This window comes from Mesorhizobium sp. WSM4821, from assembly GCF_055901555.1.
The window spans coordinates 1,364,835-1,381,211 of record NZ_CM148371.1 but is presented as its reverse complement, the minus strand read 5'-3'; the positions used below and the strand labels follow the sequence as shown (position 1 = coordinate 1,381,211).

Genomic DNA, 16,377 nt, shown 5'->3' with positions numbered 1-16,377 from the left:
CGCGCAAGCCTACGTATGGGAAGCGTGATCATCGATGCGCGAGAATGTTGACCAGCCGGCCGAACGGATCGCGCACATAGAAGCGCCGCACGCCCCAGGGCTCATCAGCCGGTCCGTATTCGACGGCAAAGCCGGCGGTCTTCATGGCCTCGAGCGCCACATCGACATCATCGACCTCGATCGACAGGTCCGGCACCGGCGTGCCGGAGCCGCCCTGGGCCATGAAGCTGACCTGCACGGTCATCGTCTCCTGCGAGCCATAGGTGGCGATCCAGCCCAGGTCCATCTTGAGATCAAGGCCGAGCACATCCTGGTAGAAGCGCCTTGCCGCCGCGATGTCCTGCGTTTCGATGTTGGCTACGATGCGCTTTACTTCCATGACCGTGCTCAGACCGTGCGCCGCAGGGCCGTGACTTCGATCTCTATCTTCATCTCGGGCTTGTTGAGCTGGCAGACGATCATCGTCGCCGCCGGCCTGATCTCGCCAAATGCCTCGCCAAGGATCGGGAAGACGACGTCCACGAAGGCCTCGTCGGTAATGTAGTAATGCGCCCGCACCACATCGGCCATCTCGAAGCCGCCGTCCCCGAGCGCCTTGGCGATCGTCGCCAGGCAATTGCGCGTCTGCGCCTCGACCGTCTCCGGCATGGTCATCGTGGCATAGTCGTAGCCCGTCGTTCCGGAGACGAAGCACCAGTCGCCCTGCACCACCGCGCGTGAATAGCCAGCGGTCTTTTCGAACGGCGAACCGGTGGAGATGAGTTTGCGCATGGTGTCCTCGCGACGGTTGTGACTATTTTGCAGGGAAGACGCCGATCCCGCCATAGGCCAAAACAGATGGATAGGATGGGCAGACATGAGGACGCCGCAGCACTGCGCGATTTCGAAAAAGCGCTCAGCCTCGATCGCAAAAACCCCTTTGCCTATTTGGGCCGGGGCGTGATTCGGATCAGCAAGGCGGACTATAATGGTGCCATCGCCGATTTAACCCAGACGATAAAGCTCAAACCGGATTTTGCCGCCGCCTATAAAGTGCGAAGCAGAGCGTGGGACGCCAACGACAATCACAAGCGTGCCGACGCCGACCGCAAGAAGGCATTGAGCCTCGGAGCGAAGTAAGGCCTGGCTTTTCGAACGACGAACACCCGGAGCGGCAGCGAAGGGCTGAGGCCGGCAGGACAGAGGCGGTGGAAAGAATCACGACAAACTGCTTTTCCAGCAGCCGTGCCGCTAATTTGGGCCGAGGTCGCGACCTGGATCTTGGGTCAAGCCCGAGGGTGGCGAAGGTGTGCGATTGCTCCGTCGCCAAGTTAATTCGCCAGCGCCTTGTCCAGCGCCTCCTTCACATCGACCGGCCAGCTCTTGACCGCCGGCCACGCATCCGGCTCGGGTTTGTCACCTTGCCGGGCGAAATAGAGCGTGTGCTTGGCCGGGTCGACCGCCATGAAGCCGTTGCTGCCGCCGCAAGCATGCGGCACGCAGCCGGTGGCGTAGAAGGCGCCGGACGCCGTTTTCTCGGTGCCGCCGCCGACCAGCAGGCTGGTCGCCATTTCGGGCATGGTATCGCCGAGCAGTTTTTCGGCCGCCTCGTAGACGGCCTCATTGTGGAATGCGCATCGACGATGCTGTCGTATTTCGCCGGGTCGACGTCCTTCCAGTCGGTGCCGGGTTCCGGCGTGTAGGTCAGGTTGCCAGAGGTCGACAGGCCGCCGGTCGGCGACCATTGCAACGCCGGCTTCGAATCGCCCGGCAGGAGATAAGGCACGAAATAGATGGCGTAGTCGGACACCGCCGCGGGCGGGGCGCCGCATTCGTCTTGCTCGACCGTCGTCGACTGGATCGTGCCGCCTTCCGGCTTCCACACGATCAGCTTGGCCGGCCCGCACTGGTTGCCGCCGTCGCCGACATCGACCAGAGCCACATCGACGCCGCCGACCTTGACGACCTTGTCGAAGAACACGTCGTAATTGCTCGCCAGCTGCTTGCCGTCGAAGGCCAGCACCTTCTCGCCATACTCTTCCTGCTGGGTGATGGTCAGCTGCCCACCCTCGAACGGGATCGGCGCCTGGCTGTCATTGTCGGCCAGGGCCGCATTGCTCGACGCGCTCTGGTCGGCGGCCCCGCCGGACGGATCGTCAGCCGGCACGAGCACCCTGTCGGTCTGTGCATGCGCGCCAGCCACCGGCATCAGCATCGACGCCAGCGCGCAGACGCCGGGAAGACATGGCTGTCCTCCGCCACGAACCCGGCCTGCCGCGGCCGGGTTTCATCGCATCGCTCAGGCCCAGGGGCGCAGCTCGGCGTTCCGCTTCTCGAACGAGGCGATGGCGCCGGCCTTCTCCATGGTCAGGCCGATGTCGTCGAGGCCGTTGAGCAGGCAGTGCCGCTTGAAGTCATCGAGGTCGAATTTGACCACGCCGCCATCCGGCCCACGGATCTCCTTGGCTTCGAGATCGATCGACAGCGTCGCGTTGGAACCGCGCGAGGCATCGTCCATCAGCTTCTCCAGATCCTCGGGGCTGACGGTGATCGGCAAGATGCCGTTCTTGAAGCAATTGTTGTAGAAAATGTCGGCGAACGAGGTCGAGATGACGCAGCGTATGCCGAAATCGAGCAGCGCCCACGGAGCGTGTTCGCGCGAGGAGCCGCAGCCGAAATTGTCGCCGGCCACCAGGATCTGCGCCTTGCGATAGGCCGGCTTGTTGAGCACGAAGTCCGGGTTTTCCGAACCGTCATCCTTGTAGCGCATCTCGGCGAACAGCCCGCTGCCGAGCCCGGTGCGCTTGATCGTCTTGAGATAGTCCTTGGGGATGATCATGTCGGTGTCGACATTGACGATCGGCATCGGCGCGGCGACGCCGGTGAGCTTGGTGAATTTTTCCATGGTCTTGCCCGTCTTCTTTTCGCTGCGGGAGATGTGCTGGCGCCCGGTTTACACAAACAGGCGAGCAAATAAAAGGCGGTTGTCTTCGCTCGTGATCGCGGAACACGAGATCGGCACCACACAGCTTCAAAACCGCCGCCCGATGGTGCACTTTCACCGGCATGACCACGCGATCCAAAATCCTCTACGCCAGCGAGCCAACCCTCGAGGTGGCCGAGTTCCGCCGCGTGCTGGTGGAATCCGGCCTCGGCGCCACCCGGCCCATCGATGACGAAGCCCGTTTGAAGACGATGCTTGCCAGCGCGGATATGATGTTGACGGCGCGCCTCGATGCGCCTGGCAAGCCGCTGATTGGCCTCGCCCGCGGCATCACCGACTTTTCGTGGGTGTGTTACATTTCCGAGCTCGCCGTTTGCAAATCGGCGCAAGGGCTCGGCATCGGCAAGGGCCTGCTCGACGAAGTGCGGCGGCAGCTCGGGCCGTCCGTCGCAATCTCACTGATTTCCGTGCCCGACGCCGTCGGCTTCTACGAACGGATCGGCATGACGCGCATGGCCGACGCCTTCTGGTTCGGCCGCGAGCGCTGACGGCTGCCCGTGAAGCTGCCAATCTCCCCCGTACGGGGAAGATGGCCGGCAGGCCAGAGGGGTGGGGGGGAACTCGACAGAACGGCTCATTCTGAACGGCCTCCCGCCTCAAATCACATTCAATTCCCTGAACGCCCGCCCTTCGGCAACGCGGCTGTACCCAAACGCCGAGCAATCCACCGTGCGGTAGCCGCCATGGACGATCAGCTCGGCAAGCGCCTTGCCTACCGCCGGCGCCTGCTGCAGGCCGTGGCCGGAAAAACCGTTGGCGAAGACGAAATTCTTGACCTGCGGATGCGGGCCGATCACTGCGTTCTGGTCGAGCGTGTTGTAGTCATAATGCCCGGCCCAGGCGCGTGTCGGCTTGATCGCCTCGAAGGCGGGAATGCGGGTCGCCAGCACCGGCCAGATCACCTCTTCGAACAGCGGCCAGTCGGGCTCGAAATCGCCGGGGTCGGCGGGACCGTCTCCCTCTTCCGGCTCGGCACCGCCGGTGATGTAGACCGAGCCTTCCGGACGGACATAGATGCCTGAGGGATCGACCAGCAGCGGCATGTCGTCATATTTCTCACGCGCCTCGAAAATGAAGACGTTTCGCTTGCGCGGTTCCACCGGCAGCGCCAGGCCGGCCATGGCGGAGACCGTGCCGGCATTCGGCCCGGCGGCGTTGACGACGATGCCGGCTTCGAGCTGCTCGCCATTGTCGAGGCTCACGCTGGTGACCCGGTCGCCCTGCCGCACGATGCCGGTGACATCGGCCGTGATGAAATCGATCGTCTTCTCGCGCAAGGCCTTGCGAAACAGCATCAGCATCGCATGCGCGTCGAACCAGCCCTCGCCGCTGCGGCCATATGCGCCGGCGGTAATGCCTTCTGCCGACAGCCAGGGAAAGCGCCGCGTAAGCTGGTCAGCGTCTTCCAGCACGATGTCGGCGCCCTCGGCCATCTGCGCCTCGTGATTGGCTTTGAGGATTGGCAGGCCGTTCTCACCGGCCAGGATGAGATAGCCGCCTTCGCGAAAGCCGAGGTCGGCGTCGGCGCCGAACTCTTCCTTCAGTCGCCGGAACAGCTTCAGCGTGAACTGCGACAGGCGGATGTTCTCGGGGATAGAAAACTGCTGGCGGATGGAAGCGCAGGACAGCGTCGTTGCCGCATGGGCGAATTGCGGGTCGCGCTCGACCAGCGCGATCGAGCCAGAAAACCCTTCCTCGCGCAGATAATAGGCAATCGAGGAGCCGACGATGGCTCCCCCGATGATAACGACGTCGTAGCGCACTTTCTGTCGCCTTTCCGGTTCAAACCGCCCGTGTCGATCACGCAGCCGGCAGGATGATCTCGAAGCGCGTGCCGCTGTCGGAGTCAACCAGTCTGATCGTGCCATCATGCGCTTTCAGGAGGGCCAGCACGATGCCGAGGCCCATGCCGGTGCCGCCCGAATCTCGGCGCGTGGTGAAAAACGGCTCGAAGACCCGCCCGCGGTTGCTGGGCGAAATGCCGGCGCCGTTGTCGCTCACCAGGATCGTCGCCTTGCCGTCCGCGCTCGCCGCCGCGATCGAAACGAGCGTCGCACCATGCCGCACCGAATTGTCGATGAGATTGGCAAGAACTATTGCCGCGTTTTCGGCCGACATCGGCAGACCAATATCGCCGCTGGCCTCGACGCGCCCCGCCAGCCTGCTCTCGGTCGGCAGCAGCGCCAGTGCAGTGCTGATCGACGCGCTTTGGCCGCTGGGCGCGAGATTTTCGGCGCGCGCCAGATCGAGCAGGCGGCGCACCAGCAAATTGAGCCGCCCGGCGTCGGTGACGATGTTGTCCGAAAAGCGCCGCCGCTCGGCCTCGTCCATTGCACTACCCGAATCGCGCAGCAGTTCGGCCGCCCCCTGGATTGCCGTCAGCGGCGATTTGAGCTCGTGCGAGACATGGGTGGCGAATGTCTGGATGCTGTCCGAGCGCGCATGCAGCTTTTCGGCCATGTCGAGAAAAGCGTCGGAAAGTGCCGCCATCTCGCGCGTGCCGTGATGGTCGAGCGGCCTGATCGCTTCGCGGTCGCCCGCGGCGATGCGTTTCGTGCGTTCCATCAGAGCGTAGATCGGCCGGCTGACGGTGCGCAGGAAGACAAGGGCGATGAGCATCGTGCCGCCAAGGATGGCGATCGCCGCCAGCACCACCTTGCCGCGCTCGCCATAGAGGTGCTTGACGATGTTGTTCGGCGTCCGCGACAGATAGACCGCGCCGGCGACCTTGCTGTCGACGGCAACCGGCATGGCGACGAAGACGCGGACTTTTGTGCCGCGGCTGACCGAATAGAGCGACGGCGGCGGCTCGTCCGAGATCCTCAGCCTGAGCGCGCTGGCATAGCGACCGGCCAGTGCTGCGCGAACCTCTGCTACAGCGCCGAGCGACAGCCCGACCTCTTCACGTCCGGCGATGACGACACCCCTGGGGTCGAGGAGCCGGAAGCCGGCAAGCGTGGTTTTCTGGGTCTCGGCAAGAATGCCCGACAGCCGCGCGCCGATCGCCGCGAAGGCGGGATCGATGGCGGCGGCCGTCGGCGCAGGCCGGGTCGGGAGAACGGTATCGGAGGCGAGATCGAGGCGCGGCTCGATCGGCCGGTAGGGAGAGTCCGGATTGTCGCTGTCGGCAGGCACGGGCGCCCCGAGCTTTTCGGTGGCGATGCCGGCGTCGCGGACCTCTTGTGCGTAGATCACGGCAAGGGCGGCGCCTTGCGCGATCAGCTCGGCCTCGGTCTGACGGATCAGCTGGTTCTCATAGAGCCGGAAGAAGAACAGGCCGACCAGCGGCAGCGCCATCACCATGATCAGGATGGCAACAACGATCGTGGCGAGGCGCGGCCGCCATTTCTGCGCAGTCACGCGCCGCACCGGCCCAGCCTGAAGCCGACGCCATGCACGGTCTCGATCGCGTCCGTGCAGCCGGCTGCCGCCAGCTTGGCGCGGATGTTGCGGATATGGCTGTCGACAGTGCGGTCGGCGACATGGATGTTGCCGGCATATGCATTGGCCATCACCATGTCGCGGCCGAGCACATGTGCCGGGCGCGCCAGAAATCCTTTCAGGATCGCGAATTCGATCGAGGTCAGCACCAGCCGCTTGCCGTCGAAACTGGCGGCGTGGCTGGCCGGCACCAAGGCCAGTCTGCCACGCGAGAATTGCCTGTCGTCGGCCTGTTCCGCCTTTGTCGGGCGGGCGCGGCGCAGGATGACATTGACCCGGGCGACCAGCTCACGCGGGCTGAAAGGCTTGGTGACATAGTCGTCGCCACCCATTTCGAGCCCTAGGATGCGGTCGATCTCTTCATCCCGCGCGGACAGGAACAGCACCGGCACGTCCGATATGTGCCGCAGCCGCCGGCAGACCTCCAGCCCGTCCATCTCCGGCATGCCGATATCGAGCACGACGAGATCGGGCGCGCGACGCTCGACCGCCTGCAATGCGGCGGCACCATCGGATACGGCAACCGTCTTCATCCCTGCCTTTTCGAGCGCAAAGCAGATGATTTCGCGGATGTGCGGATCATCGTCGGCGATCAGGATATTATGCGGCATGGATCAGCGGCCCGGCACGAAGGGTTCGGAGCTCTGAGGAACCACGAACGGGATATGTGTGTCGAGAGTGCGAAGGAGCCGCCAATCGCGAAAGCTCCAGGCGCGCCAGTTTTCTTGGCCGTCATGGTAACCGGCCTTGTCCCGCCCGTGCAGGCCGGCGAGCTCGCGCCAAGGGGGATCGTTGGCGGCAATCGTCCTTCTCTGGAGCTCGAGGAAACGGTCCAGAGCCGGGAAGGCATCTGGCCCGAGCGAACGAAGGTACCAGAAATCGAGGCGGGTGCCCTGGCCGGTCATTTCGAATGAGTGCTCGACATTGTAGTTGGCGATCAGCGCGGCGAAGTTGATGAAGGAGCAGGCATAGAGGGTCACCGATAACGTCAGAAGATTGGCGGAAAGCAGCCATTCGTTGGACTTTTCAAGCGCGATACGGGTGATGATCAGGGCGAGGCCCGCCGCCACCAGCCCCATCCAGACGAAAGCGGCGACGCGCCAGTAGGTCAGCGCATAGACGCCGATATAGAGGTCGAGCCGCAGGATCGACGAGATGACCAGCACGATGTTCTGCGCCACCCAGACATAGACCAGCCGGCGAATAAGCGGATCGCTGGAGGGAGCACTTTCCGGCCGCAGCGCCGCCAGGACGAAGCCGGCCGCGAGCAGCGCCGTGACGATCAATGGGTAGGCGCCGCGATGCGCGTAGGCGGCGTAAGTCAGCCCGTCGGGAAGGGCGATGCCGCCCCACAGATAGGTGGCGTCGAGCGCGGTCTGCACTGCAAACAGGATGTTGAAGACGACCAGCGCGCGAAGGATCGCCGCCTTGCCGAAGATGACGTCCTCGATCGCCGTGGCGGATTTTGTGGTTGGCACGTCGCCGGCGACAGGGACAGGGGACGGCCGACGCGCGGTGCGGAAAGAGCGCGGCAGGCGCGGACGCAGGAAGGCCCAGACGCCGTCCAGCACGAACAGCCAGAAGGCCAGCCGCGGCAGCTGGATGAAGTCGAGCAACGCAAAGAGATCGATCAGCGATAACCAGTGTTCTATGACTGGATTGGCGGCGCCGAACAGCGTGAGGAATACCGCGCCCAGGGTCAGTGGCATGATCCAGACGGCGATCGCCGCGAGGCGGACGCGCCGCCGGCCAAGCCGCCGCGCCGCCTTGCGCCAGCGAAAGAAGTCGCGGATGAACCGAAATGGCGCTGCGAGCAGGAAGAGAGCGACCTGACCGACAATGCGGGGAAGTCCGTGCTGCAGCCGGCCGGCCAGCAAAAGCGCGAAGGCGGCTATCGCCGCAAACCCGATCGCGACGGACAGCGCACTGACATTTTCAATGAGCGGCAACAGCGCGACAAGCAAGCCGCCGAGTGCGAGCCATAGACCGCGGGCGCTGAGCGCCAAGGGCTGGATGCCCGCGGCTGCGGCGGCAAGCGTTATGCCGAACAGGAAAAGCGTTATGCCGACGGGCTGGCCGTAGAAGAAGAAATCGGCCAGCGCGGCAAGGAGGGCCGCCACGCCAAATCGCATGCAATAGCTCGGCGCCGCCGTAAGGAACGATGTCATGATCGGATTTTCTCAGCGGCTTTGATCCGGCCGGCATACCGGGGTGGAGACTTGCGGATGAAGGGGAGGAGGGTCGCCGACGGATGCGTCCGGGGCGGATCGGCGAGCCACCAATCTTCGCTACGGAGCCGGTACGGAAGGGACAAACGGGAACTTGTTTGCTCAGGCATACTGCCCTTTTCGCGGATCGGAATGCCGTCGGCAGGGCGGATTCGAGGAGATTTTCCGCAATCCCGTGCAGTTTTCGTGCAGGGCGAGACGGCTTGCCTCAGCCGCCTCCAGGCGGCATAGATCGGGCATGACCGAAACCTGCTGCCCGCGCCGCTCGGTGCTCTACGTCCCGGCCTCGAACCACAAGGCGCTGGCCAAGATCTCGTCGCTGGCCTGCGACGCTGTCATCATCGATCTCGAAGATGCCGTCGCTCCGGCCGACAAGCTTTCCGCGCGGGAACGGCTGACTGATGTTTTCGCCAATCGCCCCGACCGGTGCCGCGAGATGGTCGTGCGTATCAACGCGCTTTCCAGCGAATGGGGCGCCGACGATCTGCTGACCGCGGCAAGCTGCGAGCCCGACGCCATCCTGCTGCCTAAGGTCGTCAGTCCGCGCGATATTCTGGAAGCCGGCGACGTCCTCGACGACAATTCTGCACCCGACGCGGTGAAACTATGGGCGATGATCGAGACGCCCAAGGCCTTGCTCAACATCGGACCGATTGCCGAGCTTGGCCGCGACCCGGCCTCGCGGCTGATCTGTTTCGTTGCCGGAACGAACGATCTGGTCAAGGAGACCGGCATTCTCGCCACGCCCGACAGGCGCTATCTCACACCGTGGCTGATGCAGATGGTGCTCGCCGCGCGCGCCGGCGGCCTCGACCTGCTCGATGGTGTCTTCAATGATTTTCGAGACCTGGATGGCTTTGCGCGCGAATGTTTGGAAGCGGCCGCCATGGGGTTCGACGGCAAGTCGCTTATCCACCCGGCTCAGATCGATACCGCAAACCGGGCCTTTGCGCCATCTGCCGAAGCGGTGGCCGAGGCGCGCTCGGTGAAGGATGCTTTCGCGCTTGCCGAAAATGCCGGTAAGGGCGTCATTGCGCTGAACGGAAAAATGGTCGAGCGGCTGCATCTGGCGCAGGCCGAAAAACTGCTGGCGAAGGCGGCCGCCATCGGGGCAAGATCGGCAAACTCACTACAGGAATGAAAAATGAAACTCTACCGCTTTCTGTCCGGTCCCGACGATTCCAGCTTCTGCCACAAGGTGACGGCGGCGTTGAACAAGGGCTGGCACCTGTTCGGCTCGCCGACCTATGCCTACGACAAGCAGACCAAGAGCATGCGCTGCGGTCAGGCCGTGGTAAAGGATGTCGAGGGCCAGGACTACGGACCCGACACTAATCTCAGTGATTGGTAGGGGCTTGCATAGCTCCCGACGCAGGGTGTGCTGATATCAGCACAGCCTACTCCGCCGCTTCTTCGATCCGCTCCATATCGTCGTCCGACAGGCCGAAATGGTGACCGATTTCGTGAATCAGCACATGGGTGACGATGTCGCCCAGCGTCTCTTCGTTCTCGGCCCAGTAGTCGAGGATGGCGCGGCGGTAGAGCGTGACGCGGTTCGGCCCCTCACCGGTCTGCGGATTCCAGCGCTCGGCGATGCCGCGCCCCTCGAACAGGCCGAGCAGGTCGAAGGGCGTTTCCAGCGATAGATCATCCATGATCTCGTCGGTCGGGAATTCGGCGATCTGGATGACGATCTCGCCGGTCAGCTTGCGAAAATCCTCCGGCAGATGGGCGTAAGCCTCCAACGCCAGGAACTCCATTTCCTCCATCGACGGCGAAAGCTGGTCGTGCCAGGTGCGGGTCTTGTAGATGCGGGCCATGCTTTGTCCTTTGATCCCGGCATATAGGCTTTCGAGCCGGAGTCGGCAAATGGCTGGATTGTCGCCCAGGCGTGGGGAGGAATAAATTCCCTATGACCCCGCTTGACTCTTCGGACGCCCTCTGGAATCTATTAGAACATAACAGGAACAATTGTGAGTGGAAGCTGACCGTCATGGCGACAAGCGCCGTGGCGCGGGAGACTGTTTTCGCCCTGCGCCGCCAGATCGCGAAGATCGAAGGGACACTGCCCGAGCGCCTGGAGGCGCCGGCCGGCGCAGCCTCCGTTGATGCGGATGTCACGCCCCACAATCTAACAATCGTTCGCCGCGGCCTCGCCGTGGCGACGCCCGACGCGTTTCTGCGTACCGGTGCCGAAGGTTTAGATACTGCGCTCAGCGGCGGCCTGCCGAAGGCGGCGCTGAGCGAGATCCACGGCGCCGCGACCCGCGATGCCGGGGCCGTCGCCGGCTTCGCCCTGTCGCTCGTCAGCTTGATCCTCAAACGGGGACCGCGACTGCCGGTCCTGTGGATCGGCACCACGGAGGTCTTCCAGGAGGCGGGCTTTCCCTATGCCGGAGGGCTTCACGCCCTTTTCGGCATCGAACCGGAGCAATTGCTGTTTTCCGAGGCGCCAAGGCTTCTCGATGCGCTGTGGACCGCCGAGGAGGCCGCCCGGATGACGGCGCTCGCCGCCGTCATCCTCGAAATCCGCGGCAGTCCGCAGCGGCTCGACCTCACCGCGACGCGGCGGCTGCACGCCCGGGCGCAGAATGCCGGCCGGCCGGTGTTCCTGTTGCGCCATGCCGGCGAGCCCGAGCCAACGGCGGCACCCGTCCGCCTCGTTCTGTCGGCGGCGCCGTCGGCATCCCGCGAGACGATCGCCGGGCCGCTCGCCGGCTCGATCGGCCGCCCTGCCTTCACCGTCAACATCGGCAAGAGCCGCACGGCCTTGCCAGGACAATTCACACTGGAGTGGAATCCCCATGAACACGTTTTCGAGGAAAGACGCATCGGGAAAGAACGGGCAAAGAATCCTGTCCCTGTGGTTTCCGCACCTCGCCGCGGAAAGGATCCTGCGGCAGCGTCTGGGGCGGTCCTGGCGTTCCCGGCCTTCGCATCACCTGCCCCTGGTGATCAGCCATCGCCAAGGGAACGCGCAGCGCATCGCCGCCCTCGACGAGCGGGCTGAGGCGCTTCACCTGAAGCGCGGCATGGGCATAGCCGACGCGCGCGCCATGCATTCCTCGATCGACGTACTGGAAGCCGATCCCGAGGCCGACCGCCGCCTGCTCGAAAGCCTTGCCGACTGGTGCGACCGTTACACCCCGCTGGTGGCGCTCGACGCAACCGACGGTCTGTTCCTCGATGTCACCGGCTGCACCCATCTTTTCGGCGGTGAACGGTCGATGCTGGACGACATCCTGTCGCGCTTTTTCCATCAGGGTTTCGATGTCCGCGCCGGCCTTGCCGCCACACCGGGTGCTGCCTGGGCGGCGGCGCGGTTTGCCGGTGACCGCATCGTCCCCGGTGGCCAGGAGGAGGCGCTTCTCGCACCCTTGCCGCTGGCGGCGCTGCGCATCGAGCCTGATGTCCGCGCCAGCCTGGAAAGCGTTGGCCTGCGCACGGCGGGCGCCGTCATGGCGGCACCCCGCGCGCCGCTCGCCCGCCGCTTCGGCGCATCGCTGCTTCTGCGTCTCGACCAGGCGCTGGGCCGCCTCGACGAGGCCGTGTCGCCGCGTCTGCCGGTTGCGCCGCTTTCGGTCGAACGCCACCTTTCCGAACCCATCATGCTGACCGACGACATAGAGCGGCTGGTGCGATTGCTGGCGACGACGCTGAAGGCGGACCTCGAGCGCCGCGGCGAGGGCGCAAGGATGCTGGCGCTGCTGCTTTTCCGCGTCGACGGCGCTGTCAGCCGCATCGCCGTCGGCACGTCGCGACCCCTTCGCGAGCCGTTGCTGATCCAGAAATTGTTCCACGAAAGACTTGCCGCGCTCGAACAGGACATCGATGCCGGCTATGGCTTCGATCTCGTGCGCCTCTCGGTGCTGTCGGCAGCGGCCTTCGACATGCAGCAGGCGGATCTCGCCGGCGAGACGAGCGATGACGGCGCCGACATCGCCCTTTTCGCCGATCGCATCCGCGCCCGGCTCGGCGAAAGCGCGGTTTTGAAGCCGGTTGCCGTCGAGAGCCATCTGCCCGAGCGCGCAGTCGCCATGCTTCCCTTCCCGGAAACGCCGCAAAGGATCTCTCCGCCGAAGAAGCCGGACAAGATACAAGACGCCAAGCCTGTCTTTCGGCCGGAACGGCCGATCCGGCTGTTCCGTTCGCCCGAACCGATCGAGGTGCCGGCCACCGAAATGCCTGAGGGACCGCCCATGAACTTCCGCTGGCGGCGCGCGCTCTACCGGGTAGCGCGTGCCGAAGGGCCGGAACGCATCGCCCCGGAATGGTGGCGGGAGGCACCGGGACAGGAAGAGGCGCCGACCCGGGATTATTTCCGCATCGAGGATAGCGACGGCCGCCGTTACTGGCTCTACCGCCAGGGTCTCTACGGCGCCTCTCAAGTCCCGCCGCGCTGGTTCATGCATGGGGTCTTCGCATGAACGCGCTGACGGTCGTTCCCTATGCCGAATTCGGCATCCAGTCGAATTTCTCGTTCCTGCGCGGCGCCTCGAAACCGGAGGAACTGGTGGTTGCGGCAAAGTTCCTGGGATTTTCGTCGCTCGGGCTTGCCGACCGCAACACGGTGGCGGGCGTCGTGCGCGCCTGGCAGCAGGCCAGGGTGGAAGGCCTTTCCTATCATCCCGGCTGCCGCCTGGTGTTTGCCGACGGCACACCGGATATTCTCGCCTACCCGCAGAACCGCAAGGGCTGGGGCCATCTGTGCCGCATGCTGACGCAAGCCAATATGCGCGATGAAAGCGAAAAGGGCGCACCGCTTCTCTATCGCGACGACCTTTTCGAATGGGGCGATCTCATGTCGCTGGCGGTCCTGCCGGATCTGTCAGCGCCGGCGGAAGGTGATCTTGCGCTGATTAGCCGGCTTAAGGATCGCTTTGGTAAGAGCCTTCGGCTTGCCGTTTCGCCGGACTATCACGGCAACGACCGCTTCCGCATCGAGCAGGCAGCCGCCATGGCCGAGGCATCAGGCATTCCGCTGATGGCGACCAACGACGTTCTCTATCACACAGCCGAGCGGCGTCCGCTGCAGGACGTGCTGACGGCGATCCGCCTCAACGTGCCCGTCGCCGAGGTAGGGCTGGAACTGGCGGCCAATGCCGAGCGCCATTTGAAGCCGCCAATGGAAATGGCACGGCTTTTCCGCAGGCATCCGCAAGCGCTGGCGGAAACGCTGCGCTTTGCCGGGGAATTGACCTTCTCTCTCAGTGACCTCCAATACAACTATCCCGACGAACCGACCGAATCGGGTCTCGGACCACAAGCCGAACTGGAAAGGCTGACTCGAGAGGGAGCGGCGATACGGTACCCCTCAGGCGTTCCCGCCGATGTGGCGAAGCGCATTCAGGAAGAGCTCGCTTTGATCGAGCGCCTGAACTACGCACGCTATTTTCTGACTGTCTACGATATCGTCAAATTCGCCCGCAGCCAGGACATACTCTGCCAGGGACGCGGCTCCGCCGCCAACTCGATCGTTTGCTTCTGCATCTGCATCACCGAAGTCGGACCCGACAGGATCGACGCGCTTTTCGAGCGCTTCATTTCCGAGGAAAGAAACGAGCCGCCCGACATCGATGTCGATTTCGAGCATGAAAAGCGCGAAGTGGTCATCCAGTATATCTACGACAAATACAGCGCCAAGCGCACCGCGCTTGCCGCTGCCGTCATCAGCTATCGCGGCCGCTCGGCGCTGCGCGAGGTGGCCAAGGCGATGGGCCTGTCCGATGATGTCCGCAGCGCATTGTCCAGCTCGATCTGGGGCTGGTCGACCTCCGAGCTCGGCGAAAAGGAGGCAAGCGCGGGCGGCATCGACCGCACCGACCCGCTGGCAAGGCAGGTGATCGAACGCGCCAACGAGATCATGGGCTTTCCCCGCCATCTGTCGCAGCATGTCGGCGGCTTCGTCATCACCAGGGATCGGCTCGATGAGATCGTGCCCATCGTCAAGACGGCGATGGACGAGCGCAAGATGGTCGAGTGGGACAAGGACGATCTCGACGCGGTGAAAATCCTCAAGGTCGATGTGTTGGCGCTCGGCATGCTGACATGCCTGCAGCGCGCCTTCACCCTCCTCGAAGATCATTATCCTGATGCGCGCGATGACTATGGCCGGCCCTATGTGCTGGCCACCCTCCCGCCGGAGGACAAGGATGTCTACGACATGATCTGCCGCGCCGACACGCTCGGCGTCTTCCAGATCGAATCCCGCGCCCAGATGTCCATGCTGCCCAGGCTCAGGCCGCGCACCTTCTATGATCTCGTCATCGAGGTGGCGATCGTGCGGCCAGGCCCGATCCAGGGCGACATGGTCCACCCCTATCTGCGCCGCCGGCAGGGCAAGGAGAAGGCAGAATACCCCAAGCCGGAACTGGAAGAAATTCTCGGCAAGACGCTGGGCGTGCCGCTGTTCCAGGAACAGGCGATGAAGATCGCCATCGTCGCCGGCGGCTTCAGGCCGGGCGAGGCCGATGAACTGCGCCGCGCCATGGCCACTTTCAAGCGCACCGGCACGATAGGCAATTATCGCAAGAGGATGGTCGACGGCATGGTTTTGCGGGGTTACGAAAAGGACTTCGCCGAGCGCTGTTTCAAGCAGATCGAGGGGTTCGGCGAATACGGCTTTCCCGAAAGCCATGCCGCCTCCTTCGCCCTGCTGGTCTATGCCTCCTGCTGGTTCAAGACCTTCTATCCCGACGTGTTCTGCGCCGCGATCCTGAATTCACAGCCGATGGGGTTTTATCAGCCGGCTCAGCTTGTCCGCGACGCGCGTGACCATGGCGTCGAAATTCGCGAGGTCGACGTCAATTTTTCCGGTTGGGATTGCGCGCTGGAGGCCACGCCTTTCGATCCGGCCCGAATCCTCGAACGACATTCCCAGATGCGCGGCATCATTGAGACCAAACATTCCGTCCGGCTGGGTTTCCGCCAGGTCAAGGGTCTGTCGAAGGAGCGCATGGAGGCGTTTGTCGCCAGACGCGGCGACGGCTACGAATCCGTTCGCGATGTCTGGCTGCGCTCTGGCCTCAACGTCGATGAGATCGAAAAGCTGGCGCAAGCCGACGCGTTCCGTTCGCTAGGCCTCGACCGCCGCGACGCATTGTGGGCGGTTCGCGCGCTCGACGGCAGGAGCGCCGCCGAGACCCTGCCGTTGTTCGATCAGCCGGCGATCCGCTTACGCGACCTCGAGCCCGAAACCAAGCTGCCCACAATGCCGCTCGGCGAGCATGTCATCCACGACTATCGTTCGCTCGGCCTGTCGCTAAAGGCGCATCCGCTTGCCTTTCTGCGCCAGCGTCTGGATCGTTCCGGTGTCACGCCGAATGCGCGGCTCGGCCAGGTTCGGGATGGCAGGCGCGTTTCGGTCGCCGGCCTGGTGCTCGTGCGGCAGCGCCCGGGCAGTGGCAAGGCGATTTTCCTGACGCTGGAGGACGAGCAGGCTGTCGCCAACGTCATTTTCTGGGAAAGAACCTTCAACCGCTACCGGCCCATTGTCATGGGCGCGCGGTTCGTCCGCGTCACCGGCAAACTGCAGTCGGAATCCGACGTCATCCATATCGTCGCCGAAAAGATCGAGGATTTGACACCTTGGTTGTCCGTGCTGCTGGACGCACATGTCGTGCAAAACGATCGGCAGGATATCGCGACGCTATCGGGGAAGGCAGAAAAGGTCATGCCGAAGGGGCGTAATTTTCAATAGGCACGGTGCGGGCGGAACGAAAGCCA

The 16,377-nt window shown here is 64.0% G+C and carries 15 protein-coding genes and 1 pseudogene; 7 read left to right on the top strand and 9 right to left on the bottom strand.

The features are described 5' to 3' along the window. Nucleotides 1-28 precede the first annotated feature (28 nt). Both AC0NID_RS06455 and AC0NID_RS06450 read right to left on the bottom strand, forming a co-directional pair. Nucleotides 29-379 carry a VOC family protein gene (locus AC0NID_RS06455; protein WP_473451951.1) on the bottom strand — a complete coding sequence of 117 codons (351 nt, stop codon included), beginning with the start codon at nt 377-379 and terminating at the stop codon, nt 29-31. Nucleotides 380-387: 8 nt separating this feature from the next. Continuing rightward, nucleotides 388-771, bottom strand: a complete 384-nt coding sequence (locus AC0NID_RS06450) for a RidA family protein (RefSeq protein WP_473451949.1) — start codon at nt 769-771, stop codon at nt 388-390. Nucleotides 772-846: 75 nt separating this feature from the next. Here AC0NID_RS06450 and AC0NID_RS06445 point away from each other — a divergent pair, with 75 nt between their 5' ends. Beyond that, on the top strand, nt 847-1,119 hold the full coding sequence (locus AC0NID_RS06445; RefSeq protein WP_473451947.1) for a tetratricopeptide repeat protein: 273 nt from the start codon (nt 847-849) through the stop codon (nt 1,117-1,119). Between the two features lie 191 nt (nt 1,120-1,310). On the opposite strand, the pseudogene AC0NID_RS06440 reads toward AC0NID_RS06445, so the two are convergent. Both AC0NID_RS06440 and leuD read right to left on the bottom strand, forming a co-directional pair. Then, nucleotides 1,311-2,194: pseudogene (locus AC0NID_RS06440) on the bottom strand (hypothetical protein). 84 nt (nt 2,195-2,278) lie between these two features. Next, nucleotides 2,279-2,884, bottom strand: a complete 606-nt coding sequence (gene leuD / locus AC0NID_RS06435; RefSeq protein WP_473451945.1) for a 3-isopropylmalate dehydratase small subunit — start codon at nt 2,882-2,884, stop codon at nt 2,279-2,281. A gap of 161 nt (nt 2,885-3,045) precedes the next feature. Here leuD and AC0NID_RS06430 point away from each other — a divergent pair, with 161 nt between their 5' ends. Then, the gene (locus AC0NID_RS06430) at nt 3,046-3,471 is read left to right on the top strand and encodes a GNAT family N-acetyltransferase (protein ID WP_473451943.1); all 426 of its coding nucleotides are present in this window, start codon (nt 3,046-3,048) and stop codon (nt 3,469-3,471) included. A 108-nt stretch (nt 3,472-3,579) separates the two neighbouring features. Here the strand turns inward: AC0NID_RS06430 and AC0NID_RS06425 are convergent, their stop codons facing one another. From AC0NID_RS06425 to AC0NID_RS06410, 4 genes are read right to left on the bottom strand one after another with little or no spacing between them, the layout of a single operon-like run. Continuing rightward, nucleotides 3,580-4,746, bottom strand: coding sequence for an NAD(P)/FAD-dependent oxidoreductase (locus tag AC0NID_RS06425; protein WP_473451941.1), 1,167 nt, complete (start codon nt 4,744-4,746; stop codon nt 3,580-3,582). Between the two features lie 37 nt (nt 4,747-4,783). Next, a complete protein-coding gene (locus AC0NID_RS06420; RefSeq protein WP_473452637.1) occupies nt 4,784-6,280 on the bottom strand; it encodes a sensor histidine kinase in 1,497 nt (498 codons plus the stop codon). A gap of 59 nt (nt 6,281-6,339) precedes the next feature. Next, nucleotides 6,340-7,035 carry a response regulator gene (locus tag AC0NID_RS06415; RefSeq protein WP_473451939.1) on the bottom strand — a complete coding sequence of 232 codons (696 nt, stop codon included), beginning with the start codon at nt 7,033-7,035 and terminating at the stop codon, nt 6,340-6,342. 3 nt (nt 7,036-7,038) lie between these two features. Beyond that, nucleotides 7,039-8,592 (bottom strand): DUF4153 domain-containing protein, encoded by a 1,554-nt coding sequence (locus AC0NID_RS06410; RefSeq protein ID WP_473451937.1) that lies wholly within the window; start codon nt 8,590-8,592, stop codon nt 7,039-7,041. A gap of 298 nt (nt 8,593-8,890) precedes the next feature. Between AC0NID_RS06410 and AC0NID_RS06405 the strand changes: the two genes are divergently transcribed. Continuing rightward, nucleotides 8,891-9,793: an HpcH/HpaI aldolase/citrate lyase family protein gene (locus tag AC0NID_RS06405; RefSeq protein ID WP_473451935.1), complete on the top strand. Its 903-nt coding sequence runs from the start codon at nt 8,891-8,893 to the stop codon at nt 9,791-9,793. A gap of 3 nt (nt 9,794-9,796) precedes the next feature. Further along, nucleotides 9,797-10,003 carry a DUF1737 domain-containing protein gene (locus AC0NID_RS06400; protein ID WP_473451933.1) on the top strand — a complete coding sequence of 69 codons (207 nt, stop codon included), beginning with the start codon at nt 9,797-9,799 and terminating at the stop codon, nt 10,001-10,003. A gap of 46 nt (nt 10,004-10,049) precedes the next feature. On the opposite strand, the gene AC0NID_RS06395 is transcribed toward AC0NID_RS06400, so the two are convergent. After that, a complete protein-coding gene (locus tag AC0NID_RS06395) occupies nt 10,050-10,472 on the bottom strand; it encodes a metallopeptidase family protein (protein WP_126036142.1) in 423 nt (140 codons plus the stop codon). 173 nt (nt 10,473-10,645) lie between these two features. Here AC0NID_RS06395 and AC0NID_RS06390 point away from each other — a divergent pair, with 173 nt between their 5' ends. The 3 genes from AC0NID_RS06390 to AC0NID_RS06380 are packed head-to-tail and all read left to right on the top strand — an operon-like array spanning nt 10,646 to nt 16,351. Continuing rightward, nucleotides 10,646-11,662, top strand: a complete 1,017-nt coding sequence (locus AC0NID_RS06390; RefSeq protein ID WP_473451930.1) for an ImuA family protein — start codon at nt 10,646-10,648, stop codon at nt 11,660-11,662. After that, nucleotides 11,604-13,079, top strand: a complete 1,476-nt coding sequence (locus AC0NID_RS06385; RefSeq protein WP_473451928.1) for a DUF6504 family protein — start codon at nt 11,604-11,606, stop codon at nt 13,077-13,079. The genes AC0NID_RS06390 and AC0NID_RS06385 overlap by 59 nt, the downstream gene beginning before the upstream one ends. Further along, nucleotides 13,076-16,351: an error-prone DNA polymerase gene (locus tag AC0NID_RS06380; protein ID WP_473451926.1), complete on the top strand. Its 3,276-nt coding sequence runs from the start codon at nt 13,076-13,078 to the stop codon at nt 16,349-16,351. The genes AC0NID_RS06385 and AC0NID_RS06380 overlap by 4 nt, the downstream gene beginning before the upstream one ends. Nucleotides 16,352-16,377: the final 26 nt, after the last annotated feature.